The organism is Streptomyces krungchingensis, from assembly GCF_054729265.1.
Window position 1 is genome coordinate 1,827,356 of sequence record NZ_JBPUKY010000001.1, and the last position, 25,546, is coordinate 1,852,901.

The 25,546-nt window shown below is 72.8% G+C and carries 20 protein-coding genes and 2 pseudogenes; 13 read left to right on the top strand and 9 right to left on the bottom strand.

What is annotated here, in order from left to right; genetic code table 11:
• Positions 1-36 precede the first annotated feature (36 nt).
• Positions 37-1,650: an apolipoprotein N-acyltransferase gene (gene lnt, locus ACSYGO_RS08325; protein WP_460386381.1), complete on the bottom strand. Its 1,614-nt coding sequence runs from the start codon at positions 1,648-1,650 to the stop codon at positions 37-39.
• Between the two features lie 239 nt (positions 1,651-1,889).
• On the opposite strand from lnt, the gene ACSYGO_RS08330 reads away from it, so the two are divergent.
• Positions 1,890-2,924 (top strand): O-antigen ligase family protein, encoded by a 1,035-nt coding sequence (locus ACSYGO_RS08330; RefSeq protein ID WP_460389688.1) that lies wholly within the window; start codon positions 1,890-1,892, stop codon positions 2,922-2,924.
• 47 nt (positions 2,925-2,971) lie between these two features.
• Here the strand turns inward: ACSYGO_RS08330 and ACSYGO_RS08335 are convergent, their stop codons facing one another.
• A complete protein-coding gene (locus ACSYGO_RS08335; protein WP_432187572.1) occupies positions 2,972-3,517 on the bottom strand; it encodes a hypothetical protein in 546 nt (181 codons plus the stop codon).
• 171 nt (positions 3,518-3,688) lie between these two features.
• Positions 3,689-4,498, bottom strand: coding sequence for a glutamate racemase (locus ACSYGO_RS08340; protein ID WP_426679237.1), 810 nt, complete (start codon positions 4,496-4,498; stop codon positions 3,689-3,691).
• 54 nt (positions 4,499-4,552) lie between these two features.
• On the opposite strand from ACSYGO_RS08340, the gene ACSYGO_RS08345 reads away from it, so the two are divergent.
• Positions 4,553-5,728, top strand: coding sequence for a glycosyltransferase (locus tag ACSYGO_RS08345; protein WP_432173880.1), 1,176 nt, complete (start codon positions 4,553-4,555; stop codon positions 5,726-5,728).
• 4 nt (positions 5,729-5,732) lie between these two features.
• Here the strand turns inward: ACSYGO_RS08345 and ACSYGO_RS08350 are convergent, their stop codons facing one another.
• Positions 5,733-7,154, bottom strand: coding sequence for a TerD family protein (locus ACSYGO_RS08350; RefSeq protein WP_460386382.1), 1,422 nt, complete (start codon positions 7,152-7,154; stop codon positions 5,733-5,735).
• 294 nt (positions 7,155-7,448) lie between these two features.
• On the opposite strand from ACSYGO_RS08350, the gene ACSYGO_RS08355 reads away from it, so the two are divergent.
• The 4 genes from ACSYGO_RS08355 (at position 7,449) to ACSYGO_RS08370 (ending at position 12,142) form a co-directional block, all read left to right on the top strand.
• Positions 7,449-7,889, top strand: a complete 441-nt coding sequence (locus ACSYGO_RS08355; protein ID WP_426679240.1) for a DUF6643 family protein — start codon at positions 7,449-7,451, stop codon at positions 7,887-7,889.
• Between the two features lie 45 nt (positions 7,890-7,934).
• The gene (locus ACSYGO_RS08360) at positions 7,935-8,759 is read left to right on the top strand and encodes an MOSC domain-containing protein (RefSeq protein WP_426679241.1); all 825 of its coding nucleotides are present in this window, start codon (positions 7,935-7,937) and stop codon (positions 8,757-8,759) included.
• Between the two features lie 185 nt (positions 8,760-8,944).
• Complete coding sequence (locus tag ACSYGO_RS08365; protein ID WP_432187577.1) at positions 8,945-9,550, top strand: Rv1733c family protein; 606 nt, start codon at positions 8,945-8,947, stop codon at positions 9,548-9,550.
• Between the two features lie 165 nt (positions 9,551-9,715).
• The gene (locus ACSYGO_RS08370) at positions 9,716-12,142 is read left to right on the top strand and encodes a right-handed parallel beta-helix repeat-containing protein (protein WP_460386383.1); all 2,427 of its coding nucleotides are present in this window, start codon (positions 9,716-9,718) and stop codon (positions 12,140-12,142) included.
• Here the strand turns inward: ACSYGO_RS08370 and ACSYGO_RS08375 are convergent.
• Positions 12,112-14,474: pseudogene (locus tag ACSYGO_RS08375) on the bottom strand (hypothetical protein). The gene ACSYGO_RS08370 and the pseudogene ACSYGO_RS08375 sit on opposite strands and share 31 nt — an antisense overlap.
• Positions 14,475-14,757: 283 nt before the next feature.
• Here ACSYGO_RS08375 and ACSYGO_RS08380 point away from each other — a divergent pair.
• On the top strand, positions 14,758-15,588 hold the full coding sequence (locus ACSYGO_RS08380; RefSeq protein ID WP_426679245.1) for a DeoR/GlpR family DNA-binding transcription regulator: 831 nt from the start codon (positions 14,758-14,760) through the stop codon (positions 15,586-15,588).
• 155 nt (positions 15,589-15,743) lie between these two features.
• The gene (locus ACSYGO_RS08385; RefSeq protein ID WP_460386384.1) at positions 15,744-16,223 is read left to right on the top strand and encodes an SRPBCC family protein; all 480 of its coding nucleotides are present in this window, start codon (positions 15,744-15,746) and stop codon (positions 16,221-16,223) included.
• Between the two features lie 422 nt (positions 16,224-16,645).
• Here the strand turns inward: ACSYGO_RS08385 and cds1 are convergent, their stop codons facing one another.
• Positions 16,646-17,773: an L-cysteine desulfhydrase Cds1 gene (cds1, locus tag ACSYGO_RS08390; RefSeq protein ID WP_095932545.1), complete on the bottom strand. Its 1,128-nt coding sequence runs from the start codon at positions 17,771-17,773 to the stop codon at positions 16,646-16,648.
• Positions 17,774-18,129: 356 nt separating this feature from the next.
• Between cds1 and ACSYGO_RS08395 the strand changes: the two genes are divergently transcribed.
• Both ACSYGO_RS08395 and ACSYGO_RS08400 read left to right on the top strand, forming a co-directional pair.
• A complete protein-coding gene (locus tag ACSYGO_RS08395) occupies positions 18,130-18,453 on the top strand; it encodes a hypothetical protein (RefSeq protein ID WP_028799621.1) in 324 nt (107 codons plus the stop codon).
• 467 nt (positions 18,454-18,920) lie between these two features.
• Complete coding sequence (locus ACSYGO_RS08400) at positions 18,921-19,466, top strand: ATP-binding protein (RefSeq protein WP_460386385.1); 546 nt, start codon at positions 18,921-18,923, stop codon at positions 19,464-19,466.
• 98 nt (positions 19,467-19,564) lie between these two features.
• Here the strand turns inward: ACSYGO_RS08400 and ACSYGO_RS08405 are convergent.
• From ACSYGO_RS08405 to ACSYGO_RS08415, 3 genes and pseudogenes are all read right to left on the bottom strand, one after another.
• A pseudogene (locus ACSYGO_RS08405) lies at positions 19,565-22,125 on the bottom strand (ABC transporter permease).
• Positions 22,122-22,880, bottom strand: a complete 759-nt coding sequence (locus ACSYGO_RS08410) for an ABC transporter ATP-binding protein (protein ID WP_432187581.1) — start codon at positions 22,878-22,880, stop codon at positions 22,122-22,124. Before ACSYGO_RS08410 ends, ACSYGO_RS08405 begins: the two are co-directional and overlap by 4 nt.
• The gene (locus ACSYGO_RS08415) at positions 22,877-23,182 is read right to left on the bottom strand and encodes an SHOCT domain-containing protein (RefSeq protein ID WP_460386386.1); all 306 of its coding nucleotides are present in this window, start codon (positions 23,180-23,182) and stop codon (positions 22,877-22,879) included. The genes ACSYGO_RS08410 and ACSYGO_RS08415 overlap by 4 nt, the downstream gene beginning before the upstream one ends.
• A gap of 171 nt (positions 23,183-23,353) precedes the next feature.
• Here ACSYGO_RS08415 and ACSYGO_RS08420 point away from each other — a divergent pair, with 171 nt between their 5' ends.
• The 3 genes from ACSYGO_RS08420 to ACSYGO_RS08430 are packed head-to-tail and all read left to right on the top strand — an operon-like array spanning position 23,354 to position 25,496.
• Positions 23,354-23,929 (top strand): TetR/AcrR family transcriptional regulator, encoded by a 576-nt coding sequence (locus tag ACSYGO_RS08420; protein ID WP_460386387.1) that lies wholly within the window; start codon positions 23,354-23,356, stop codon positions 23,927-23,929.
• Positions 23,930-23,985: 56 nt separating this feature from the next.
• Entirely contained in the window at positions 23,986-24,570 is a 585-nt protein-coding gene (locus ACSYGO_RS08425) for a DUF4865 family protein (protein WP_426679252.1), read from the top strand.
• A 2-nt stretch (positions 24,571-24,572) separates the two neighbouring features.
• On the top strand, positions 24,573-25,496 hold the full coding sequence (locus tag ACSYGO_RS08430) for a phosphotriesterase family protein (protein WP_460386388.1): 924 nt from the start codon (positions 24,573-24,575) through the stop codon (positions 25,494-25,496).
• Positions 25,497-25,546: the final 50 nt, after the last annotated feature.

Below are 25,546 nucleotides of genomic sequence, written 5' to 3' on the forward strand. Positions count from 1 at the left end.
GCCCCGACCCTAACGGCCCGGCTCGGCCGCCTCCTGTCAGGCCTCGGAGTCGCGCCGCCCGCGGACCGCCGTGGCCGCGCCCCAGCCGAGCCCGCCCGCGGCGAGCGCGACCAGGACCATCTCGGGAAGGATGCCGAGCTTCGTCGCCGGGGTCTCGGAGGTGCGCAGGGGCACCTTCTGGACGAGCGAGTCGGCCACGAACATCCCGGTCCTCTGGGTGATCCTGCCGTCCGGCATGATCACGGCGCTGACGCCGCTCGTCACGGGCACCGTGACCGTGCGGCTGTGCTCGACGGCGCGGATGCGGGACATGGCGAGCTGTTGATAGGTCATCTCGCTGCGGTCGAAGGTGGCGTTGTTGCTGGGGACCGAGATCATCTGCGCGCCGTCCGTGACGGTGTCGCGCACGGCCCAGTCGAAGGCCGCCTCGTAGCAGGTCGCGAGGCCGACCTTGGCGCCGTCCATGGTGAACACGCCCGGCTCGGTGCCGCGGCTGAAGTCCTGGCGCACCATGGTCGTCCAGTTCTTGTTGATGGCACCGAGGAGCGAGCGCAGCGGGAGGTACTCGCCGAAGGGCTGCACCTGCCGCTTGTCGTACGTGTCGACGGCACCCTTCTCGGGGTCCCACAGGATCTGCTCGTTGTAGAGCTTGCCGTCCCGTTCGACGACGCCGCCCACCGAGATGGGGGCACCGATCGCCCGGGCGGCACCGTCGATCACGGCGCGCGCGTCGGGGTTGGTGAACGGGTCGATGTCGGAGGAGTTCTCGGGCCACAGGACGATGTCGGGCTTGGCGACCTTACCGGCCCTGACCTCGGCGGCGAGTCGTTCCGTCTCGCGCGCGTGGTGGTCGAGAACGGCACGCCGCTGGGAGTTGAAATCCAGTCCCGCGCGCGGCACGTTGCCCTGGATGACCGCGACGGTCGTCGTGCCCTTCTCCGCCTTGTCGCTGACGAGCGTCCGCGCGGCGAGCGCGCCGACGACGGGCACGGCCACGCCGAGCAGCGCCACCGCCGCGGCACCCTTGCGGACCGCTCCGGTGCGCCGGCCCTCGACGGCCAGGCGCACGATCTCGTACAGCGCGAATCCGCAGAGGACGACCGCGAAGCTCAGCACCGGGGTGCCGCCCACCGCGGCGAGCGGCAGGAAGACTCCGTCGGCCTGGCCGAAGGCGATCTTGCCCCAGGGGAAGCCGCCGAAGGGGGCACGCGCGCGTGCCGCCTCTCCCGCGATCCACACGGCGGCCGCCCACAGCGGCCAGGCGGGAAGCCGGGACACGAGCGTGATGCCCGCGCCGACGAGTGCGACGTACACGGCTTCCACGGCGACGAGCGCCAGCCACGGACCGGGGCCGACCTCGACGCCGGTCCAGACGAGCAGCGGCAGCAGGAATCCGAGGCCGAACAGGTAGCCGAGGCCCAGTCCCGCCTTCCAGGTGCGACCGCGCAGGACCCAGGCGAAGAGCGCGAAGGCCGGAAGGGCGAGCCACCACAGCGTGCGGGGCGGGAAGCTGACGTACAGCAGCACTCCGGAGAGCGCCGCTACGGCGGCCGGGACGAGGCGTCGCACCCATGCGGCCCCGCGCGAGGCGGGCGCGGCCTGGGGTTCGAGCTGGTCCGGCTCGTCTACGGTGGTTGCGGTGGCGGTCACCCGGGGAGTGTACGGCGCGTGACCAGGGCGCCGACAGCACGGTCTCGTCCGCCCCGAGGGAGTCCGACCGGCCGCCGGAGCTCTCCTCGAACACACGCCGCAACGTTTCTGCGCAACATGTCCACAAACCGGCGCATCACCCGTTACGGTGTGCCCGAGCCTCTGACGTGCGGCCGGATGTGGTCACGACGGCCGGGGCCCGGCAGAGTCGGGGGGTCGACGGAGTGGGATCCACCGGGATGGCGTCCGCGGCCGATCCCGCCGCCGCGGGCGAGAGACGCAGCGCTTCGGACGGCCTGGGCGTCGTCGTGCTCGCGGCCTGCGCCGTCTGGTCACTGGTCACGGCGACCGCGCACGGCGGCCGGCCCGAGGGCGTCCTGCTGGCGGTGCTCGCCGTGGCGGCCGGTTACGCGGCGGGGCGGATCTTCGGGGTGCTGCTTCCGGTCGCCGCCCCGTGCGCGGGCGCGCTCGCCGGACTCGGGCTCGCGATCGCCACGCCCGGCCCGCAGATCACCCTCCAGCTCGGGCACTCGGGCGCCACGGCGGCTCTGCTGACACTCGCCACGGGAGCGGCCTGCTGCGCGGCCTGGGCGGCGCAGACTCCGAGACCTCGCCTCGCCCTGCGTCTGCTCGCCGCCGGGATCACCGTGGCCGCGGCGGTCCTGGGATCGACCACCGGTTTCGCCACCTGCGCCGGGGTCCTGCTGTGCTCGCTCGCCGCCACCCGGATGCACCACCGGGCTCTGGGACTCGCGGGTCTCGCCTGCGCGGCGGCGCTGGTGACGGGCCTGACCTGGGCGATCGCCGAGGACGCCCTGCCCGACGGTCCGACGGCCTCCCTGGAGGGGCAGCTGACCCGGCACCGGGTCCTGCTCTGGCACGACGCGCTCCGGCTGGCCCGCCAGGACCTGGTCCTGGGCGTGGGACCCGGACGTTACGGAGAGCTCAGCCCGACGGTCACGCAGTCGCTGCTCCCCGACGGCAAGCCCCACTCCGCTCCGCTGCAGCAGGCGGCCGAGCAGGGCGTGATCGGCGTGGCGCTGCTCGCGGCGGCGTTCTGCTGGATGCTGTACGCGCTGTGGCGCACCCCGCGCTCCACTCCGGTCGCGCTGACGGCGGGCGCGTCATTGACCGCGCTGGCGGCCATCGCCTCGATCGGCAACGCGCTGAGCTTCACCACGGTGACGGCGGGTGCGGGTCTGCTGGCGGGCCTGGCCACGGCACGGCCGCTGGCCGCCGAGGGGCCGGACGATCTCCAGGACACCGTCCGCTGATCCGGCGGCCGTCGGATCGGTGAGGGCCGCGCCGACCGGCGGGAGCGTCAGTGCGCCGTGCCCGGCGAGCCGGGCCGCAGGCGGTCACGGATGATGCGTACCGCCGCCTCGGCGTTGTCCACCGTGATCGTGAAGGTGTGCCCGTCGCCGAGACGCAGCACCACGCCCTCGCCGCGCCGGACGATCACCGCGGTCCCCTTCTCGGGCCGCCAGCGGTAGCCGAAGCCGCCCCACTGGCGCGGGGTGACCTTGGGCGCGAATTCGGCGCCGACGACGCTGGAGAGCGGGATGCGGCGGCGCGGCAGTCCGATGTGACCGCAGCGCACTTCGAGGCAGTCCTTGTCCACCTTCACGGCGACGTGCAGGAAGGCGAGCGTGCCGAAGATGATCAGCAGTCCGGCGGCGATGCAGCCGACGACGGACATGATGAGCGGGGCCGATCCCGACGTCCACGCGGAGTCGACGGCCAGCTCGATACCGAGCGCCAGACAGGCGGCTCCGCCGAGGGCGGGCAGCCACTGGACGCGGTTCGTCGCACGCCCGGTCCAGATCTCCGGATGCGGGGTGCCTTCGCCGTGGGGGTGGTCCCTCATGTCTATGAGGGTACTCAGCTTCCGCTGCGCGGGCACGGGCTTGCGGAGCGTCACCGGCCCCGGCGGGCGGTCTCCGTGCGGAGGGGGTTCACACCGTGACCGGCAGTGCCCGGACGTCGCACGGAGCGCGTCCGGTCCGTGACCAGGAGTGGTCGCGGCAGTTGGCCCTACTCAGCGTGCCGGACGGTGACCTTCGGTCAGCGCGGGAGCGGCGGCCGCGAGCGTGCGCCCTTCCTCGTAGCTGAGCGCGGTCGCGAGCAGCGATCCCTCTTCGCCGCCGAGGAGCACCGTGACGACGGAGTCGGCGGGGGCCTCCGGCCTCGGCGCCTCACCGATCCTGCGCAGTGCCTGCGCCGCGACCGCACCGGCCGAGCCGTGCAGGACGAGGGGCGGGCGTCCGGGCCGCTGCACGGCGGCGCGGATGCGTTCGGCGACCAGTTCGTAATGGGTGCAGCCCAGGACGACGGCCCTTACGTCCTCGGGGGTGCGCGCGGCGGCCGCCGCGATCGCGGCGTCGATGGCGTCCTGGTCCGCGTGCTCGACCGCGTCGGCGAGGCCCGGGCAGGCCACCTCGGTGACGCTCACCCCGTCCGCGAACTCGGCGATGAGTCCGCGCTGGTAGGGGCTTCCGGTCGTGGCGGGCGTGGCCCAGATCGCGACGGGTCCGCCGCCTGCGGCGGCCGGCTTGATCGCGGGCACGGTGCCGATGACGGGCACCTCCGGCTCCAGGCGGGCCCGCAGCGCGGGCAGGGCGCGTACGGAGGCCGTGTTGCAGGCCACGATCAGGGCGTCGGGACGGTGTCGCGCGGCGGCCTCGGCGACGGCGAGGGCGCGCGCGGTGACGTCCTCCGGCGTGCGCGGTCCCCAGGGCATGGAGCCGGGGTCCGAGGAGAGCACGAGATCGGCGTCGGGCCGCAGTCGACGTACCGCGGCGGCAGCAGCGAGCAGTCCGATTCCGGAGTCCATCAGCGCGATCTTCACCCGGTCACCATAGACGATCCGCCTCGTCACCCGTCGTGGGGCAGACTGCGGTGGGTGAGCGCCGTGGTGTTTGTCGCTGTGATATCGCTGATCGCGTGGCTCTGGCTGCTGCTCGGCCAGGGCTATTTCTGGCGTACGGATGTACGACTGCCGTCACGCCGGGACCCGGACGAATGGCCGAGCGTCTGTGTCGTCGTGCCCGCGCGCGACGAGGCCGGCGTCCTGCCCCAGAGCCTTCCGTCCCTCCTCGCCCAGGACTATCCGGGGCGGGCCGAGGTCTTCCTCGTCGACGACGGCAGTTCGGACGGCACCGGGAAGCTGGCCCGGGAGCTGGCGGAGCGCCACGGCGGGCTGCCGCTCACCGTGGGCTCTCCCGGGGAGCCGCCCGCGGGCTGGACGGGCAAGCTCTGGGCCGTGCGGCACGGGATCGCCCTGGCACGCGCGCGTGAGCCCGAGTACCTGCTGCTGACGGACGCGGACATCGCGCACGCTCCCGACAGCCTGCGGGAGCTGGTGGCGGCGGCCCGCACCGGAGCGTACGACCTCGTCTCGCAGATGGCGCGCCTGCGCGTGGAGAGCGCCTGGGAGCGACTCGTCGTGCCCGCGTTCGTCTACTTCTTCGCCCAGCTCTACCCGTTCCGCTGGATCTCCGTGTGGAGGGCGCGCACGGCGGCCGCGGCGGGCGGCTGCGTCCTGCTGCGCGCCGACGCCGCCGAGCGGGCACAGGTCCCGGACGCCATCCGGCACGCCGTGATCGACGACGTCGCGCTCGCGCGGGCGGTCAAGCGCAGCGGGGGTCACATCTGGCTGGGTCTCGCCGACCGGGTGGACAGTGTGCGTCCCTATCCGCGACTGCACGACCTGTGGCGCATGGTCTCGCGCAGCGCCTACGCGCAGCTGCGGCACAGCCCGCTGCTGCTGGCCGGGACGGTCCTGGGCCTCGCCGTCGTGTATCTGATGCCGCCGGTCGCCTTCGTGGCCGGCCTCGCCGCCGGGAGCGTGTGGGCGGCGGTGGCCGGCGGGCTCGCGTGGATCGTGATGGGCGCGACGTACGTGCCGATGCTCCGTTACTACCGGCAGCCCGCGTGGCAGGCCCCGCTGCTGCCGGTCACCGCTTTCCTGTACCTCCTCATGACGGTCGATTCGGCGGTGCAGCACTACAGGGGGCGCGGTGCCGCCTGGAAGGGCCGCACCTACGCCCGCCCCGACACCGCGCTCGAGGAGAGCTGAGTACCTACTTCCTGCCGGGAGTCCAGTTCATGCCCCACCCGTAGGCGTAGTCGACGGTGCGCTGGGGGCTCACTCCGCGCTCCGGGACGAGGTAGCGGGCCTCGCGCTGGACGATGAGGTCGTTGCCGGTGTTGGTGATGAGGGCGAGGGCGCACACGGTCGAGGGCACGGTGCACTCGTCGAGGGAGAAATCGACCGGAGCGCCGCTGAACGGCTGGAGCGTCACCGTGGCGTGCAGGTCCGCGAAGGAGCGCGCCCCTTCATAGATGGTGACGAAGATGAGGATGCGCCGGAAGCTCTGCTTGTGGTCGAGGTTGATCGTGAGGTTCTCCCCACTGGCCACGGCCCCGGTGCGGTCGTCCCCGTCGAGATGGATGTACGGCGGCTGGTGCAGCGCCCCGAAGGCGTTGCCCAGGGCCTGTACGACGCCCTTGCGTCCATCGGACAGCTCGTACAGCGCGCACAGGTCGAGGTCGAGGTCCGAGTGCATCGCGACGGCACGGCCCCGCTTGCTTCCCCATCCCGAGAACTGCTTGCGCACCTGCCAGTTGAGGTTGACGCGCATCGCGCCGGAGGTGCCGCCCTGCTTGGTCAGCGAGACGGAGGGAGCCTCCTTGGTCAGCGTCACCTTGGAGAGGCTGACCGGGACCGTGGGAGGCGGGGGCGTGCTCCCGTACGGGGCGGGGGGCGGCGGGCTGCCGTAGGGGGCCGGCGGCGGAGTGCTGCCGTACGGAGCGGGCGGGGGCGTGCTCCCGTACGGAGCGGGCGGCGGGGTACTGCCGTACGGCGCGGGCGGCGGAGTGGTCGCGTAGGGCGAGGGGGCGACGGGCGGGACCGGCGGCGGCATGGTCACGGGCGGGGCCACCGGCGGTGCGGTGGGGGCCGGGGGCGCGGCGTGCTGGGGTTCGTCCACGGTGATCCCGTAGTCGGTGGCCAGTCCTTCGAGCCCGCTGCCGTAACCCTGCCCCACGGCGCGGAACTTCCAGGCGCCCTGGCGCCGGTAGAACTCGCCGAGGACGAAGGCGGTCTCGACGGTGGCGTCGGCGCTGTCGAACCGCGCGATCTCCGTGCCGCGCTGTGCGTCGAGCACGCGGATGCCGAGGCCGGGCACCTGTCCGAAGGCGCCCCCGTCGGTGGAGGCGGCGAGCACCACCGTCTCGATCGCGGGCTCCACCCGCGTCAGGTCGACGAGCAGCGCGTCCGTGACCTGCCCGCCCGCGTCCCGCTTGCCTTCGTGCCGCACGGCGCCGGACGCGTGCGCGGGCTGGTTGTAGAAGACGAAGTCCCCGTCCGAACGGACCTTGCCCGAGACCAGCAGCAGCGCCGAGGCATCCGCGTCCGGCACACCGGGTCCTGAACGCCACCCCAATTCGACGCGCAGCGCGGTCGTCGGCACGGGAACATTCGCTCCCTTTGACATTGACATGTACGCCCCCATCACGTGTCTCCGCACCGGGCCGCCGCGCGGCCGGTCCGCCGGCTCCGTTTCCCGCACAACCTAATCCCCCACCCCGGAGAACTCCCATGACCCGTGCAGGAAGATCCGTGGTCAACCGCCGGTAACCCGCCGCGAACTCGGCCTTTACACGATCCGAGCGCCGTTCGACGTCCTTTTTTGCCGAGTTCGCTCGGATTGGGGATCCCGCGTCACTGCGGACACGGAAAACAACCCTCTTATCGGTCTCCCCAACCAGCACATCGTGGGCTTAACTTATGTGCCATGACCTCCCCCCGCTCCACATACGGCGGCGGTTACTACTCCGCGCCGTCCTTCTTCCCGGACACCCCGATCTACGACTCTCTCGTCGCCGAGCGGGGCACTCCCCAGATCGCACCGATCCGGGTCCCCTCCGCCTACGAGACGGGCAGCCATCTCCCTGCCCTGCCGTCGGCACTCCCCGCACTGCCCGCCGGCCCGTCCCAGCAGGCACCCGCCTACGGGTACCCGCAGGCCCAGCAGCCCGCTCCGCTGCAACAGGCCCCCGCTCCCTACATCCCGCAGCAGGCGGCCGGCCCGCGTGGCTACCCCGGCCCCCAGCCGCAGCAGCAGCGCCCGATGGCGCCCGGCACCGGCTACGAGGCGATGCGCCCCGCGGCCCCGCGCCCCGCACCGGCTCCCTACCAGGATCCGTACAACGGGCAGCAGTACCGCGGCTACTGAGGTATCCGCGACGTTTCACCGGTGCCTGCTGGCACCATGGCGGTCATGGGGAACGCGCAACTGCACTCGATCCATGTCCATCCGGTCAAGGCGTTCCGGGGCGAGTCGCCCCGGGAGGCCGTCGTGGAGCCCTGGGGGCTGGCCGGAGACCGCCGCTGGGTACTGATCGACGACGGGGGAAAGGTCGTCACGCAACGCCAGCAGCCACGTCTCGCACTGGCCGCCGCCGAGCTGCTGCCCGGCGGCGGCCTGCGGCTGTCCGGGCCCGGTCGCGAGCCGATCGACGTCACCGTGCCCGCGCCGGTCGGCACGACCGTGCTCGACATCTTCGGGGACAAGGTGGAGGGCGTCCTCGCGGACGACGCCGCACATGCGTGGTGCAGCGCCTATCTGGGCGCCGACGTGCGCCTCGTCCACATGGACGATCCGGCCACCTGCCGCCCCGTCGATCCGGACTTCGCACGCCCGGGTGAGACCGTCAGCTTCGCCGACGGCTATCCCCTGCTCGTCACCACGCTCGCCTCGCTGGACGCCCTCAACTCACTCGTCGCGCAGGGCGACCACGCCCACGAGGGCCCGCTCCCCATGAACCGCTTCCGGCCGAACGTGGTCGTGTCCGGAACCGACCCCTGGGCCGAGGACGACTGGTCGAGGATCGCCATCGGCGAGGTCACCTTCCGGGTGGCCAAGATGTGCGGCCGATGCGTCGTCACCACCACGGACCAGAGCTCCGCGGAGCGCGGCAAGGAGCCCCTGCGCACCCTCGGGCGCCACCGCCGCGTGGGGAACCAGCTGATCTTCGGTCAGAATCTCGTGCCCGAGTCCCGCGGCACGCTGCGCGTCGGGGATCCGGTCACCGTCCTCGAATAGCCTCGCGGCCGACTTCCGTGAGTGGGGGCGCCGAGGGGGAACCCCTGCCCGGGGCACGAGCGTTGAGAGTATGAGAAGTCCATGAGAGGGACACGGGGAGGGTGATTTCGCTCTCTCTTCCCCGGGCTGCCGCGTGGACGGACCGGCTGCGGGTTATCACGGACGCGGAAGGGGGGTGCGGGACGGTGCGAGCAATCAGCGGACTCTGGCGCTGGCGGCACAATCCGCTGCGCCGCACGACCGATCTCATGGAGGCCTGGCTGGGCCTGGCGGCCGTGCTGCTGATCCTCGCCGTCGCGCCGCTTGTCGGAGCCGCGGTCGGCGCCTCGGCCCAGGACGCCCTGCAGCAGTCCGTTCGCGACCAGCACAGGACGCACCACCTGGTGGCGGCCACCGTCGTCAAGGAGCTGTCCCGCAGTCCCCTGGAGCCCGATCCCGAGACGTCGTCCTCCCGGGACGCCCACAGCCGCGTCCTGGCCGACTGGACGGCACCGGACGGCACGGCCCAGCACGGCGCGGTGATAGCCGACCTCAAGTCCCCCCGTCACGGGGACCACTTCAAGCTCTGGACCGACGCCCACGGCAACATGGTCGGCCGCCCGCTGGACGGCGCCACCGCGACGACGCACGCCGTGCTGGCCGGAATCGGAGCGGGACTGCTGTGCGCGGGACTTGTCGAAGGGGCCAGGCGCATGATCGTCTGGCGCATGGTCCGCGGACGGTACGCCCGTTGGGACCAGGCATGGGACAAGGCGGGTCCCGACTGGGGCAAGGCCGGCACCGGCAGCTGACGGCCTTCCCGCTACGGTCATCCCGGTGTCCCCGCGCACGCTACGGTGGACCGGCCGAGCAGTTCGGCACCGTCGTGAGAGGCTGTCCGGCAGGGACCTGGGCGACGGGCTGTCAGCAGGGCCTCGCAGGACCCGCGTACGACGAGGTGGGGACACAACAGCGCCATGGCACAGGGCACGGTCCAGGTGACGCACACCGGCACCTCGCGGTGGCGGCGCCGCACGGGTGAGTACGCATCGCTGGCCGCCGCCCTGGAGGCCGCGGCCGACGGAGACGTCCTCACCGTCGCTCCCGGCACCTACCGGGAGAACCTGGTGGTGCAGCGCGCGGTGACACTGCGCGGCCCCGAGGGCTCCCCCGGCTCCGTGCGCATCGCCCCCGTGGACGGGGTGCCGCTGACCGTGCGCGCCGCCGCCGTGGTCCAGGACCTGCACGTGGAGGGCCAGGACTCGGCCGCCCCCGCGCTGCTCGTCGAGGAGGGCACCCCCGAGCTGCTGGACGTCCGGATCGTCACGCGGTCCGCGGCGGGGATCGAGGTGCGGTCCGGTGCCCGGCCCACCGCGCGCCGTTGCACGGTCGACAACCCCGCCGGCATCGGCATCGCCGTACTGGACGGCGGCGGTGGGGTGTTCGAGGAGTGCGAGGTCGTCGCGGCCGGCCAGTCGGGGATCGCGGTCCGCGGCGGCGCCCGTCCGCGCCTGGACCGCTGCCGGGTGCACCACGCCTCCGGTGCCGGTCTGTCCGCCACCGGCGAGGGCTCCTCGCTCGAAGCGGTGGGCTGCGAGGTGTACGAGGTGAAGGGCTCCGGGGTGCAGATCACGGGGCGGGCCACGGCCCATCTCACCGACTGCGACGTGCACCGCACGACGGCGGACGGCGTCACGCTCGACACGGACGCGGTCCTCACGCTCGCCGACTGCCGCATCCACGACATCCCTGAGAACGCGGTGGACCTGCGCTCGCGTTCCGTGCTCACGCTGACGCGCACCACCGTGCGGCAGTTCGGGCGCAACGGCCTGTCGGTGTGGGACCCCGGCACCCGCGTCGACGCCAACCAGTGCGAGATCTTCGACAGCACCGGCGACTATCCGGCGGTCTGGGTCAGCGACGGCGCGACCGCGGTCCTCGACTCCTGCCGTGTGCACGACGTGCCCGACGCCCTGTTCGTCCTCGACCGCGGATCCCGCGCGGACGTCGTCGACAGCGACATCTCCCAAGTACGCAACACCGCGGTCTCGGTGAGCGACGGCGCCACCGCCCAACTCGACGACTGCCGGATCCGGGACGCCGCGACGGGTGCGTGGTTCCGTGACCACGGCAGCGGCGGCACCCTGTCCGGCTGCACCGTCGACGGCACACAGACCGGTGTGATCGTCACCAAGGGCGCCGATCCCACCATCGAGCGCTGCACGGTCACCTCGACCGCCGAGGCGGGTTTCTACGTGTCGGCCGACGGCCGGGGCAGTTTCCTCAACTGCCGGGTCACCGACAGCGGGGGCTACGGCTTCCATGTGATCGACGGCTGCCGTTCGACGCTGAGGAAGTGCCGCACCGAGCGGTGCGCGCGCGGGGGTTACGAGTTCGCGGACGGCGGCGCGCCCGGCGGGGGCCCGGTCGTCGAGGACTGCACGAGCGACGAGAGCGCCGGGCTGCGTCCGCCGGTGCCCGAGACGGCCGTCCAGACGTCGAGTCCGTCGGCGGGTCTGCTGGGTGCCATCCCGGGCCAGCGGTCCACCGAGCACGAGCCGCTCGTCACCGCGGAGGTGCCGGCGCAGCCCGCACGCACGTCCAAGGCGGTCCTCGGTGAACTCGACGCGCTGGTGGGCCTGGAGAGCGTCAAGCGGGAGGTGCGGGCGCTCACCGACATGATCGAGGTGGGACGGCGCCGGCAGGAGGCGGGCCTCAAGGCCGCGTCGGTCCGCCGCCATCTGGTCTTCACCGGCTCCCCCGGTACCGGCAAGACGACGGTGGCCCGGCTCTATGGCGAGATCCTCGCCTCGCTGGGCGTCCTGGAACAGGGCCATCTCGTCGAGGTGTCCCGGGTGGACCTGGTCGGCGAGCACATCGGCTCCACCGCGATCCGCACCCAGGAGGCGTTCGACCGGGCGCGCGGCGGTGTCCTGTTCATCGACGAGGCGTACGCCCTGGCGCCGGAGGACTCCGGGCGGGACTTCGGCCGCGAGGCCATCGACACCCTGGTGAAGCTCATGGAGGATCACCGGGACGCGGTCGTGGTGATCGTCGCCGGCTACACGGAGGAGATGGAGCGGTTCCTCTCGGTCAACCCCGGTGTGGCGTCCCGTTTCTCACGCACCATCACCTTCGGCGACTACGCGCCCGATGAGCTGCTGCGGATCGTGGAGCAGCAGGCCGAGGAGCACGAGTACCGGCTCGCCCCGGGCGCGGCCGAGGCGTTGCGGAAGTACTTCACCGCGATCCCGAAGGGCCCCGCGTTCGGCAACGGCCGCACCGCGCGGCAGACCTTCGAGGCGATGGTCGAGCGGCACGCGGGACGGGTCGCCCAGCTGGCGGAGCCGGACACCGACGACCTCACGCTGCTCTACCCGGAGGACCTGCCGGAGCTGCCCTGAGGACCGCCGTCCTGCGGACGGGGAGCGGGGACATCGGGCCTCAGCCGGCTCAGCAGCCGTGCCCGCTCGACGTCGAAGGCCGGGTCCGCCTGGTAGTCGGAGTGGCCGAGGATCGGCGCGGGCAGCGGGTGTCGTTCGGTCCGTCCGTAGGCGAGCGGGTCTTTCAGGGGTGCGTGGTCGACCTGGGGGCCGCAGTCGCCCGGCAGCAGGACCGGGCCGCCGATGGGGTCGGTCGGACGGTAGAGATTGCGCCAGCAGGCGACCTCGTGATGCAGAGCGGTCAGGGCGGCCGGGCCGAAGTGGGCCGGGAACCAGCGGCCGTACAGGCGCTCCAGCGGGGAGCCGTAGGTGAGCAGGGCGATCCGCTTGCGGACCGACGGTTTCAGCTGCCAGGCCGCCGCGGCCGCCAGCACACTGCCCTGGGAGTGTCCGGACAGCACGAGCCGTCCGCCGGTGGTGCGGATCCACGTGGCCATGCGCCAGGTCAGGTCGGGCACGGCGCGCTCGGCGTAGCAGGGCGGTGCGAAGGGGTGGGCGGCGCGCGGCCAGAACGTGCCGACGTCCCAGAGGATGCCGATGGTGCGGCGGGCCGCCGGGTCCTTGTAGGCGCGGCGGCCCCAGGTGACGAACAGTATGAAGCCGACGCCGATCAGCCAGGAGCCGAGCGCCTGCGCGGTCTGCGCTCCGCCCCGGACGAAGCCGTACGCACCTTGCGCGGCGTCCCCCGGGGCGTCGCCGGTGGCGAAGGCCCCGACGAGGGCGGCGGCGCCGAGCAGCAGCGTCACGGACGACAGGACGGCGGTCATGACGGGGGCCAGGTCGGTGAGCGTGGCCATCGCGCGGGCGCCGGCGATGCGGCGGGTACGGGCGATGTCCCGTGGCTGTCCCTCGTGGTCGAGTGCGACGTCGGCCATCTCGCGGTCGCGCAGCCGCCAGGTGTGCCGGGCGAGCCGGCCGCCGAGGACGAGGAGCACCAGGAGCAGCGGCGGGATCGCCGAGGCCTGCCAGGTCAGCAGGACGGGCGGGCCGGGGAGCGCGTCACGGGTGCCGTCCAGCCAGTCGGCCACGCGCTGGGAGACCCCTCCGGACATGACGCCGCCCAGCGCGCAGGCGAGCATCGCGACGGCGGGTCCGGCGATGCCGTGCATCGCGGTGCGCGGGTCGGGACGTGTGCGGTACAGGGTGTGGGCCACCCCGCACAGGGCGATGACGATCAGGCCCTGCAGGAAGGCGATGGCGCCGAACGTCAGGTCGCCGGGCAGCCGTCCCGTGGAACGCCAGCCGGCCGGGACCAGCCGGCGTACACCGAGGTGAGGACGAGGAGGACGAGCGATCCGACGGGCAGCCTGCGCACGAGCACGTGGTCCAGCTCCTTGTCGAGCCGGTTCTCGCTGCGTCCGCGTCGGCAGACCACCCACAGCACGAAGAAGGTGCCCACCACGAGCGTGGCCTCCAGGAGCGTGCCCAGCGCGTCGAGGACGGCGGGCCCGCCGGGCCTTCGGTCGTGGCGGGCGGCGGAGCTGCCGACCGCCGCGGCGACGGTCAGGAAGCCCGCCGCCGTGTGGGCGGCGCGCAGTCGGGCCACCAGACGGCGCCCGTACCAGAAGCCGGGACGGCCGAGTCCCGTACGGCCGGTCTCCTCGGCGGGCTCCGCGGTGCGGCTCATCGGCCGGTGCGACTCGTAGGCGCTCCAGGTGCGGTGCGACAGGTACCACAGCAGCCCGGTCAGCGCGGCGGGCACGAGACCGGCGAGGGCGAGCCGGCGGCCCGGCTGGCTCCACCATCCGCCGCCTGACACGGTCGGTGAGAGGAACCCGAGCCATGTGTGCTCGCGGGCGCACGCGCGCGTGCCCGCGCACTGCCAGGCGGTGAGGTCGAGGGCGACCTCGCACACGGCGGCCACCAGGAGCACGGTCAGGCTCAGCGCGGCGAGGCGCACGAGGAGGCCGTAGAGGCGGACGGTACGCGTGCGTCCGCGTGTGGCGGGCCGCATCCAGTGGGCGAGGTTGACGACCATGAACGGCAGCAGCAACAGCCACAGGGCGCGGGTCCCGTTGCCGGACGTGAGGTTGCACCACACGTAGGCCTCGCGCACCGGCCCGTCCCGATGCTCGTCGGGACGCCGTTCCGCATCCGCGTCGTCGACGCGGCGGTAGACGGCGGCCGTCTCGTCCCCGGTGACCCGGACCGTCCGTGGATCGTTCAGCATCACCTCGGGTGTCGTGCCGCCCACCCCGTGGACCAGGAGTTCCAGGGCGGCTCCGCCTGCCGCGGTCCGCTGCGCGGGGGTGTCCGGCTCCCCCGTCGAGGCATGTTCCCTTGCACGTTCCACTGTTTCGCACTTCCCCCGTGCCGCGTGTGTCGCATGCGTCGTGTGCCGGCACCAGGATCTCCACTCCGCGGGGTGTGCACACGCGTAGTCACCGAATCTCCCCGATACGTGTGACAGTCGCGCCGCGGGGTGCGCTCCCGATGTCCGTGCGGGCAGTGGAGCGACTGTCGGTGACCCGTGCGAGGATGGGGCGTCCTCCAGACCTCGGACAAGGAGAATGTCCACGTGGGAGTGGGTTCGGACGGAGTGTCGGACAGTGTGCGGCGAAAGGACCGGAGCGGACGTGAGTGAGAATCAGAACCTCCTCGCGGAGCAGCGCCGCGCCCTGATCCTGGACGAGGTGCGCCGCCGCGGTGGCGTCCGTGTGAACGAGTTGACGCGCAGGCTCGGCGTCTCCGACATGACGGTCCGCCGCGACCTCGACGCCCTCGCCCGCCAGGGGGTCGTGGAGAAGGTGCACGGGGGTGCCGTGCCGGTGGTCGAGGCGAGCACGCACGAGCCTGGCTTCGAGGCCAAGTCCGGACTCGAACTGACCGCCAAGGAGGACATCGCGCGCGCCGCCGCCGAGTTGGTCGCGCCGGGCTCGGCGATCGCGCTCTCGGGCGGTACGACGACGTACGCGCTGGCGCATCAGCTCCTCGACGTCCCGGACCTGACGGTGGTCACCAACTCGGTGCGGGTCGCGGACGTGTTCCACACGGCGCAGCGCACGTCGGGCCAGCGGCCCGGGGCCGCGACGGTCGTCCTGACCGGTGGTGTGCGTACACCGTCCGACTCCCTGGTCGGGCCCGTGGCCGATCAGGCCATCGGGGCTCTCCACTTCGACGTGCTGTTCCTCGGCGTGCACGGCATATCGATCGAGGCGGGTCTGTCGACTCCGAACCTCGCGGAGGCCGAGACGAACCGGCGGCTCGTACAGTCCGCGCGCCGCGTCGTCGTGGTCGCCGACCACACGAAGTGGGGCACGGTGGGCCTGAGTTCGTTCGCCGCGCTCGATCAGGTCGACACGCTGGTCACCGATGCCGGGATGCCCGCGGCGGCGCGTGTGGAGATCGCGGAACACCTCAGGCGCCTGGTGGTGGCCGGTGAGCCCGGAGACGGTACAGACATCTGACGGTCCGACAGCTATGGTGACGTGGCCCACGCCGCCGCCGCTGTGCCGATCGCACGGCGGACGCCGCCGCCCGAGCGGCCGGTGGGGCGGGTGCGCACTGGTCATCGCCCGCTGACTGCCACCCGGGACTCCGTTCCCGCTAGGGGGTTTCGTTCATGGCACGCCGTCTGCGTCCCGTGGGACCCGACTTCGTCGAGACCGCACCGCTGCGTCTGGTGTTCGCGCGGGTGGTGAAGGCTCCTCCCGAAGCCGTCTTCCACGCACTCTCAAAGGACGTGCCCGGCTGGAGCGAGTGGTTCTCGGCGGTGACGCTCGCCCGGCCCGTCGCGGACGGCGCCGGCCGCGAGGTCCGGCTCAGGGGCGGCATCCGCTTCATCGAGTCGGTCCTGACATCCCGGGCGCCGGAGGTGTACGCGTACCGGGTGGACACCACGAACGCGCCGGGGCTGCGTGCGCTCGTCGAGGAGTGGCTGCTCTCCCCCGACCCGTCGGGCACCCGGGTGCAGTGGACCTTCGCGGCGGACGGGACGGCTCTGTTCAGAGCGGCTCTCACGCTCGGCCGCGCGGGTCTCGGCCGCGCCTTCCGTGACGCGGTGACGGCCTTGGACCGCCGCTTGGCGTCGGCGCCCGCCTGACGTCGACGGACGTCGCCCGACGCGGTGGCGGGGCGACGGTGTCCGCTGTACGGCCCGTCGGTGCGGAGCCGAGGGTTCGGTGTGCGCCGTGCCGCCCGTCAGTGCGGAGCCGAGGGTTCGGTGTGCGCCGTGCCGCCCGTCAGTGCGGAGCCGAAGGTTCGAGGTGCGCCGTGCCGCCGATCGGCGCGAAGCCCAGGCCTACGCCGTGACGGCCGGACGCGGCGACAGCACCGTAGGGGGCTGACGTGCCCCGGCCTGACGGCCGCGCCCCGCTCGCCACCCACGGTGCGACATCCACCGGCGGCGCGCCCGGTGCCGCGGTCCGGCCGGCCCGCCCGTGCCGCGGGCCCCGCCACCCGTGCCGTCGGGTCGGCCCCCACGCCCGCCCTGGCTCCCGATGCCGCCGGCGCGGCCCCGTGCCGTCAGTCCGGCCAGACGCCCGTCTCCAGCAGGGACGTGATCGCCGCCGTGTACGGCTCGATGTCCAGTCCCTGTTCGGCCAGCCACTCGTCGGAGTAGTACTTGTCGAGATACCGGTCCCCGGGATCGCACAGGAGCGTCACCACGCTCCCCTTCCGTCCCTCGGCCACCATCTCGGCGACGATCTTCAGGGCGCTCCACAGGCCGGTGCCGGTCGAGCCGCCGGCCTTGCGTCCGATGGCCTGTTCCAGGGCGCGTACGGCGGCGACGCTCGCAGCGTCCGGCACCTTCATCATCCGGTCGATGGCGCCGGGCACGAAGCTCGGCTCCATGCGCGGCCGGCCGATGCCCTCGATCCGCGAGCCGCAGTCGCAGGTGACCTCGGGATCACCGGTGGTCCAGCCCTCGAAGAAGCAGGAGTTGTCCGGGTCGGCGACGCAGATACGGGTGTCGTACTGCATGTAGTGGACGTAGCGAGCGAGGGTGGCCGAGGTGCCGCCCGTGCCGGCCGTGGCGACGATCCACGCGGGTTCCGGGAAGCGCTCCAACTCCAGCTGACGGAAGATGGATTCGGCGATGTTGTTGTTGCCGCGCCAGTCCGTGGCCCGTTCCGCGTAGGTGAACTGGTCCATGTAGTGACCACCGGTCTCGACCGCGAGCGCGGCCGACTCCTCGTACATCTTGCGCGAGTCGTCCACGAAGTGGCATTGCCCGCCGTGGAATTCGATCAGGCGGCACTTCTCCGCGCTCGTCGTGCGCGGCATGACCGCGATGAACGGCACCCCGATGAGCTTGGCGAAATAGGCCTCGGAGACGGCGGTCGAACCGCTGGAGGCCTCGATGACGGGGCGGCCTGGACGGATCCACCCGTTGCACAGCCCGTACAGGAACAGCGAGCGGGCGAGCCGGTGCTTGAGGCTACCGGTGGGGTGGGTCGACTCGTCCTTCAAGTAGAGGTCGATGCCCCACTTCTCGGGCAGCGGGAAGCGCAGCAAGTGTGTGTCGGCCGAGCGGTTCGCGTCCGCCTGGACCTTGCGGACGGCTTCTTTCAGCCAGGCCCGGTAGTCCGCGTCGCTACGGTCGACGTCGAGGGTTGCGCCGGTCCGGATCTGCTGGGGAGGGGTGCTCACGGCGGGGCTCCTTACGCATCGCGCCGACGCCGTTCAACCGTGTCGGACACCTCGATCATAATCAGCTTCCACACGCTTCTCACCTGCATAAACACACCTTTGAGCACCTCAAAGACGGGCCTGGGGAGCGGGCCGTGCGGTCATGGGGGCGCACACCGGCGCGCGCTCCCGTCGCGACCACCGGACCGTCATGCGCACTGGTGCTCGCCGCAACCTGCGGGCAGACTGCACCGCACGGAAGCGTCCCGCGTGCCGCCCGCGGCGCGGGACCACGGTCCGGTGCGGTGCACACTGGATCACGGATCGACGCGGGACCGCGACAGGGCAGAGCCGAAGCGCACAAGGGGGCGGGGCACATGGCGGAGCCGGAGTTCACGGCCACGGGCGTGCGGATCGGGAAGAGGCTGCGCTCGCTCACCCGGGCGGGACAGGTCCGGATCAGCGACGGCAGGCTGCAACTGCTCACCAGCTACGGCAGCGAGATCGACAGCGCTCCCGTGCAGGCGGTGCGCGCGTCCAAGCCGTGGTTCGCGCACGAGGACCGCGCGTTGGCGGACGTCAACGGCACCCGCTACTCGCTCACCCTCGGCGAGCACGACCCCGCGCCCGGCGCTCCGGGGCCGCCCTCGGCGCGCCGTTTCATCGAGGCGGTGCGCAAGGCGGCAGGGCGCAGCGGCTGAAGCGGCACCCGGCGGCACACCCGGGCCACGACCCGGAGCGCACAGCGGTCGGACGGCAGCAGCCCGGCCGCGGCGGGCCGAACGGCCGCAGGGCACGGCTCCCGGTCTCCTCCCGCCGCGCGGCCGCGGGGCTCCGCAGCCTCGGGACAGAGGAACGAAAAGGGCACCCGGAACGGACCGGCGGCACCGCGGGACCCGAGCCGGTCGGCACCTCAGGACACAGCATCCGAAGCAGTACACGAGGGCGGTCGGCCCAGGTGGACGCACACGGCGTAGGCGACTGACAGCGCCGCGAGTTGCGGGACCGCACCCCCTGAGTCACGCTGTTCTCACATCACTCTGGGTTTACCGGCGATAACGCTGCGAACCAGCCCGCCGGCCACCACAGCAGGCGGCCGTTCCACTCAGCCACTCTGCTGGATCCGATCTCCGCCTTCTTCCGGACCTCAATTCGGGGAGTCGCAGCCGTGATCAGCGAGCCAAGCAGGCATTGCACGGTGGAGCTCCAAGCCCTGCCGTCGCGGATCGGCCAGGTCCGCAGAATCGTATCTGCGCAGTTGCGCTACTGGCATATGGACGCCCTGATAGACCGGGCCGCGCTCGGCGTGACCGAGCTGCTGTCCAACGTCCATCAGCACGCCCAGCCCGACAAGCTGTGCACCGTGAGCATCGAGCTGCTGCTCGACCGGCTCACGGTCTCGGTGTACGACCACGACCCCCGCCTGCCCGAGGTGCGGGACGTGGACCCCACCTCCACCTGTGGCCGTGGCCTCGCCATGGTCGCCGCGGTGAGCGAGAGCTGGGGTGTGCGGCCCGAGGGCGAGTCGGGCAAGGTCGTGTGGTTCACGCTCCCGGCGCCCGCGGCGCCGGCGACGACGCCCGTGATCGCGGCGCCCGCGGTGGCCGCGCCCGCCCGCACCCCCTACGACGCCGCCCGCGCGACCGCGCTCCGCCAGACCGTCGACGGGCTCCGGCCGGAACACACTCCCGCCCGGTCAGCCGTTGCCGGCTGACCGGGCGGTGAACAACCTCTCGCACATCGCGGGAGCACGTGCGCCGTTCGGCCTCCTGCGGCACACCCCGCCGCCGGGGCCGTACGCCCTTCAGCGGCTCACTCGGTGGCGATGGCGCGCAGCACGTCCAGGCGTGCGGCCCTTCGCGCCGGGCGCAGGCCCGCGAGGGCTCCGGCGGCGAGGCCCACCAGCGCCACCACGACCAGCTGCACGGGCGGCATCGCGAAGGCGAAGCTGCTGTCCGACGCGCCGTCGGACGCCTTGACGAGCACCCAGCCGAGGAAGGCGCCGAGAGCGAGTCCGCCCGCCGTGCCGAAGGCGGCCACGAGGACCGACTCCCAGCGGACCATGGCGCGCAGCTGGGCCCGGGTCTGTCCGACCGCCCTCAGCAGGCCCAGTTCACGGGTGCGTTCGTGGACCGCGAGCGTGAGGGTGTTGGCGATGCCGAGCAGAGCGATGAGCACGGCGAGGGCGAGCAGTGCGTAGACGAGCGTCAGCATCATGTCGATGCCGCCGGCCGAGGACTGCGCGTACTCGTCGCGGGTCTGCACCTCGGGGTTGCCGAACCTCTGGGCGACCTTTTCCACCGCCGCCCTGCCGTCGGCCGTGCTCACCCCGTCCTTGAACGAGACCGCGACGAGGGTGTCGGAGTCCTGGATGCGGTGCGGGGCCCAGGCCGCGCGGGTGATGATGTAGTCGCCCGCCAGTTCGGACCGGCCGTAGACGGCGCGGACGGTGAAGTCCCGCTGCTCGCCGTCGGTGAAGGTGAGCCGGGCCGTGCCGCCGGTCCTGAGGTGCTGCCGGTCGGCCTCCTGCTCGGTGACCGCGATGCCGTCGGTGCCCAGGCCGGCCAGGGAGCCGCGGACCTCGCCGAGGTCGAAGACCTTGCCGAGTGCGACCGGATCGGTGACGGTGAGGGCACGTCCGCTGCCGTTGACCTCGGCGACGCCGCGGCCCAGGCCGACGGCGGTTTCGACGGTGGGCTGCCGGGCGATCTCCGGGGCCAGCTTCGGGCTCAGGCCGCTGCCTCCGGCGCCGAACGACGGGGTGCTCACGGCCACGTCGCCCGCGAAGGACCGGGCGGCGGTCTGGTCCATGGTGGCCTTGAGGGAGGCGCCGAAGACCGTGAAGAGCGAGACGACGGCGACGCCGATCATCAGCGCGCTCGCGGTGGCGGCGGTCCGTCCGGGGCTGCGCAGGGCGTTGCGCCGGGCGAGTCCCCCGGTGACGCCGCGCAGTGTGTCGAGGGGGCTGCCGAGGATCCGTACGGCGGTCGTGGACGCGACCGGGCCGAGCACCACGAAGGCGGCGAGGGCCAGCACCGCGCCGAGCCCGGCGAGCCACAGGGACGGATCCGCCAGTACACCGGTGAGGGTGCTGCCGAGGGCCAGCGCGGCCAGACCGCCACCGGCCACGGCACGCGTGCGCGAGGTCCCGGACCGGTCGACCGACGTCTCCCGCAGGGCGGCGAGCGGCGCGGTGCGCCCGGCGCGGACGGCAGGGAGCAGCGCGGAACCGAGGCAGACCACGACGCCGACCGCGAGCGGCAGCAGCATGGACAGGGTCCCGATCACCAACTCCCCCTCCGGGAAGGGGAATCCGATGGCCGGGAACAGTGCCTGGAGGCCGGCGGCGATGCCGACGCCGCCCGCGAGTCCCACGACCGAGGCGATCACGGCGACGGCGCTCGCCTCGGCGAGGGTCGAGACGGTCACCTGGCGGCGGGAGGCCCCGAGAGCACGCAACAGGGCGTTCTCACGGGCGCGTTGGGCGACGACGATCGCGAAGGTGTTGTGGATGGAGAAGGTCGCGACGAGGAGCGCGATGCCGGAGAAGACGAGCAGGAAGGTGGTGAAGAGGGTCAGGAACTGACTGGAGATCATGTCGGTGTTCTCCTGCGCCGACTCCTGGCCGGTGATCGCCTCGACTCCCTCGGGCAGGACGGGTTCCAGGTCCCTGACGAGGGTGCGCTGATCGACACCCGGGCCCGCCCGCACGCGGATGCTCGCCGCCTCGCCGGGCTTCGCCGTGAGGTACTTCTCGGCGTCGCCCTGCGTCATTCCCGTGAAGGTCACCTGCGCCATGCCGTCCTCGCCGCCGAAGGTGGCGAGGCCCACGATCGTGACCGGGACGGGGTCGGGCGTGCGCAGGGTCGTCGTGTCACCGATCTTCAGGTGACCCTTCTCGGCGGCTCCCCGGTTGACGACGACCTCGCCGGACTTCGCGGGGGCACGACCCTCGGCGAGCCGGTAGGCGTTGAGCCGCGGGTCGGCGATCCAGTTGCCCGCGAGGGTGGGCGGGCCCTGGCCGCCGACGGGTTCGCCGTCGGAGCCGACGAGTTGGCCCGCTCCCTGGATGTCGGGCGCCGCGGCGGCGACCCCAGGGGTCCGTTCGACGGTCTTCACCAGGGCGGTGTCGACGGGCCGGCGTACGCCCTGGCTCTCGCCGGGTGTCGTGATGGTGTCGGCGCTGCGGACGACGGCGTCGGTGCCCGCGGCCGCGTTGCCGAACATCGAGTCGAAGCCGGCGCGCAGCGTGTCACCCATGACGAGGGTTCCGGCCAGGAAGGCGACGCCGAGGAAGCGGCGAAGAAGGTGCCGGCGAAGCGGCGCTTGTGTGCCCTCAGGGAGGACACGCTGATGCGGAGCGCGGCGTTCATGACGGTGCCCCCTTGGCGTCGAAGGCCTTCATCCGGTCGAGGACCCTGTCGGCCGTCGGCGCCTCCATGCGGTCCACGAGGCGTCCGTCGGCGAGGAAGACGACCTCGTCGGCGTGTGCGGCGGCGACCGGGTCGTGCGTGACCATGACGACGGTGCGGTCCATCTGGCGCACCGCGCGGCCGAGGAGGTTCAGGACCTCCTCGCCGGAGCGGGAGTCGAGGTTGCCGGTGGGCTCGTCGGCGAAGACGACGTCCGGCTGTCCGGCGAACGCCCTTGCCACGGCGACGCGTTGCTGCTGCCCACCGGAGAGCTCGGCGGGGCGGTGGTGGAGCCGGTCGCGCAGCCCGACCACGTCGACGAGGGCGTCGATCCAGTCGCGCGAGCCCTTGGTCCCGGCGAGGTCCATGGGCAGGGTGATGTTCTCCGCGACGGTCAGCGTCGGGACCAGGTTGAAGGCCTGGAAGACGAAGCCGATGCGGTCGCGGCGCAGCAGGGTCAGACGGCGGTCGTCGAGGGAGCCCAGGTCGGTGCCGCCGATGCGGGCGGTGCCCGAGGTCAGGGTGTCCAGGCCGGCCGCGCAGTGCATGAGGGTGGACTTGCCGGAGCCCGAGGGCCCCATGATCGCGGTGAAGCGGCCGGCCGGGAAGCCGACGCTCACCCCGTCCAGGGCCCGCACGGCGGTGTCCCCGCTGCCGTACACCTTGACGGCGTCGGTGACGCGGGCCGCGTCCCGGGTGGCGGTGGTGGTGGTCACGCCGCACCGCCCTTGCCCGTGCGGCCGAACTGCTCGTCGAGGACGGAGAAGCGGCGCCAGTACTCGTCCTCGTCGATCTCGCCGGAGGCGAAGCGGCGGCCGAGCACGGCGATCGGCTCGTCGCCGACCGGACGGCCGTCGGCGGGGCCGAAGGCGCCCGTCCCGCGCCACGGGCCACGCCGGCCGCGCCAGGCGGTGCGGCGCAGGACGGTCACGACGCCGATCACGACGGCCGCCCAGATCAGCGGGAAGAAGAGGATCCACGGGCCGGGCCCGCCGTCCCAGTTCGCCAGGGTCTGCATCTCGGGTCATCTCCTCGGTGGGATGCGATGGGTTCGTTGCGATGCATCGAGACTGGCTCCGGGAGGGGGTCCGAGTCGTCGTACGGCCAGCGGCCGTACGCGTACCTCCCCGGGAGTACGCGGGGTGCCGTCGGCTGCTCCCTGCACGACCTCGACTCTGTACCTATCAGTATGTACAGTGAGGTCATGAGCACCCAGGAGCGACTGATCGAGTCCACTCGCGAGCTGCTGTGGGAGCGCGGTTACGTGGGCACGAGCCCCAAGGCCATCCTGGAGCGCGCGGGCGCCGGCCAGGGCAGCATGTACCACCACTTCAAGGGCAAGCCCGACCTGGCCCTCGCCGCGATCCGGCGCACCGCCGAGGAGATGTGGGCGGGCGCGGAGGCCGTGCTGAGCGCGCCGGGGTCACCGTACGAGCGCATCGAGGCGTATCTGCGCCGCGAGCGCGACGTGCTGCGCGGCTGCCCCGTCGGGCGGCTGACGATGGATCCGGAGGTGATCGCGAGCGACGAACTGCGCGCGCCCGTCGACGAGACCCTCGATCGGCTGCGCGAGCGCCTGGCCGGGATCGTCGAAGAGGGAAAGGAGCAGGGGAAGTTCGCGCCGGCGCTCGACGCGGAGGAGATCGCCGCGACGATCCTCGCGACCGTCCAGGGCGGCTATGTGCTGGCGCGCGCGTCCGGATCGCCCGCCGCCTTCGACACAGCGGTGCGAGGACTGCTCGCCCTGCTCACCCCGCTGCGCTGACACCGCGCGCGGACGCTCTCCCCCGGACCCGACACCTCTCCCCGAAGGGGCATCGCATGCACGCCATGCAGTACGAGCTGACCTTCCCCGCCGACTACGACATGGGCATCATCCGCGGCCGTGTCGCCAGGGTCGGGCACCTGCTCGACGACTGGGACGGACTCGGCTTCAAGACGTATCTGATGCGCGAGCGCGGGGTGGACGGCTCGCCGGTGAACCAGTACGCGCCCTTCTACCTGTGGAACACCGCCGAAGGCATGAACCGCTTCCTCTGGGGCGGCGCGTTCCAGCGGCTCGTCGACGACTTCGGCCGGCCCGTGGTCCAGCACTGGACCGGTCTGGCGTACGAGGAGGGCGGTGCCGCCGGCTCCCCCGCCCGGGTCGCGGTGCGCCGAAGGGAGCACCTGGAGGCCGGAGTGGAGCTGTCCGAGGCCATGGAGGAGGCGGTGCGCGAGGCCGGGCGGACCGCCGCGCTGGACGGGGCGGTCTGTGCCGCCGCGGCCGTCGACCCGCGGCACTGGCAGCTCGTCCACTTCTCGTTGTGGGACCACGACTCCCCCAAGGTCGCGGGCGACACCTATCAGGTGCTGCACATGTCGGCGCCGGGGCGTGACCGGCTGCCGCGCGGACGGCAGTGGTGAGCATGCCTCCCGCCACGGCCGGCGCGACGGTGCGCACGGTCCTCGGTGACGTGCGCCCCGAGGACCTCGGGGTGTGCGACGCCCACGACCATCTCTTCTTCGCCAGCCCGCAGCTCCCCGGCCAGGAGTTGAACGACGCCTCGGCCGCCCGCGCCGAGCTGGCCGCGTTCCGCGACACGGGAGGGGCCGCCGTGGTGCAGTGGACGCCGTACGGTCTCGGGCGGCGCGCCGCGGACCTGCCGCTGCTCGCCCGCGACACCGGCGTCCATGTGGTGGCCGCGACCGGGCTCCACCAAGCGGTGCACTACAGGCCGGAGTTGCTCGCCGAGCTGCGCGGCAGGCTGGCCGAGGTGTTCGTCGCCGAACTCAGCTCGGGCATCGGCACATCGGGGGTGCGGGCCGGTCTGATCAAGGTCGCGGGCGGTTTCCACGCCCTGGACGCGCACGCCCGCTGGACGATGGGCGCGGCGGCCGAGGCCCACCACGCGACGGGTGCGCCGATCGCCGTCCACCTGGAGCTGGGCACCGGGGCCCTCGACGTACTCGACCTGTTGTGCGGCGAGTTGGAGGTACCGCCGGACCGCGTGGTGCTGGGCCACCTCAACCGCTCACCGGACGTCGTGGTGCAGCGGGAGGCCGCCGGGTCGGGAGCCTTCCTCGCCTTCGACGGCCCTTCCCGCACCCATCACGCCACCGACTGGGCCATGCCCGACGCGCTGCGGGCCCTCGCCGAGGCCGGCTTCGGCCACCGGCTGCTGCTCGGCGGTGACACGACGACCGCCGCGGCACGCTCGGTCGACGGCGGTCCGGGCATGCCGTATCTGCTGCGGCGGGTGCGTCCGCGGCTCGAACTCGCCGTCGGCAAGGACCTGGTGGACCGCATTCTCACCGAGAACCCCGCGCGGGCGTTCGCCACCGCGTGGTGAGGTGCCCTCTCTCGGGGGAGGGCACCGTCGCACCCGGACCGCCGCGCGGG

Excerpts from the sequence above, each read along its gene's own strand:
- ACSYGO_RS08425 (WP_426679252.1), top strand. The coding sequence starts at position 23,986 with ATGCACGCCATGCAGTACGAGCTGACCTTCCCCGCCGACTACGACATG.
- ACSYGO_RS08350 (WP_460386382.1), bottom strand. The coding sequence starts at position 7,154 with ATGTCAATGTCAAAGGGAGCGAATGTTCCCGTGCCGACGACCGCGCTG.
- ACSYGO_RS08355 (WP_426679240.1), top strand. The coding sequence starts at position 7,449 with ATGACCTCCCCCCGCTCCACATACGGCGGCGGTTACTACTCCGCGCCG.
- ACSYGO_RS08335 (WP_432187572.1), bottom strand. The coding sequence starts at position 3,517 with ATGAGGGACCACCCCCACGGCGAAGGCACCCCGCATCCGGAGATCTGG.
- ACSYGO_RS08370 (WP_460386383.1), top strand. The coding sequence starts at position 9,716 with ATGGCACAGGGCACGGTCCAGGTGACGCACACCGGCACCTCGCGGTGG.
- ACSYGO_RS08420 (WP_460386387.1), top strand. The coding sequence starts at position 23,354 with ATGTACAGTGAGGTCATGAGCACCCAGGAGCGACTGATCGAGTCCACT.
- ACSYGO_RS08330 (WP_460389688.1), top strand. The coding sequence starts at position 1,890 with ATGGCGTCCGCGGCCGATCCCGCCGCCGCGGGCGAGAGACGCAGCGCT.
- ACSYGO_RS08430 (WP_460386388.1), top strand. The coding sequence starts at position 24,573 with ATGCCTCCCGCCACGGCCGGCGCGACGGTGCGCACGGTCCTCGGTGAC.
- ACSYGO_RS08415 (WP_460386386.1), bottom strand. The coding sequence starts at position 23,182 with ATGCAGACCCTGGCGAACTGGGACGGCGGGCCCGGCCCGTGGATCCTC.
- ACSYGO_RS08360 (WP_426679241.1), top strand. The coding sequence starts at position 7,935 with ATGGGGAACGCGCAACTGCACTCGATCCATGTCCATCCGGTCAAGGCG.
- ACSYGO_RS08395 (WP_028799621.1), top strand. The coding sequence starts at position 18,130 with ATGGCGGAGCCGGAGTTCACGGCCACGGGCGTGCGGATCGGGAAGAGG.
- ACSYGO_RS08385 (WP_460386384.1), top strand. The coding sequence starts at position 15,744 with ATGGCACGCCGTCTGCGTCCCGTGGGACCCGACTTCGTCGAGACCGCA.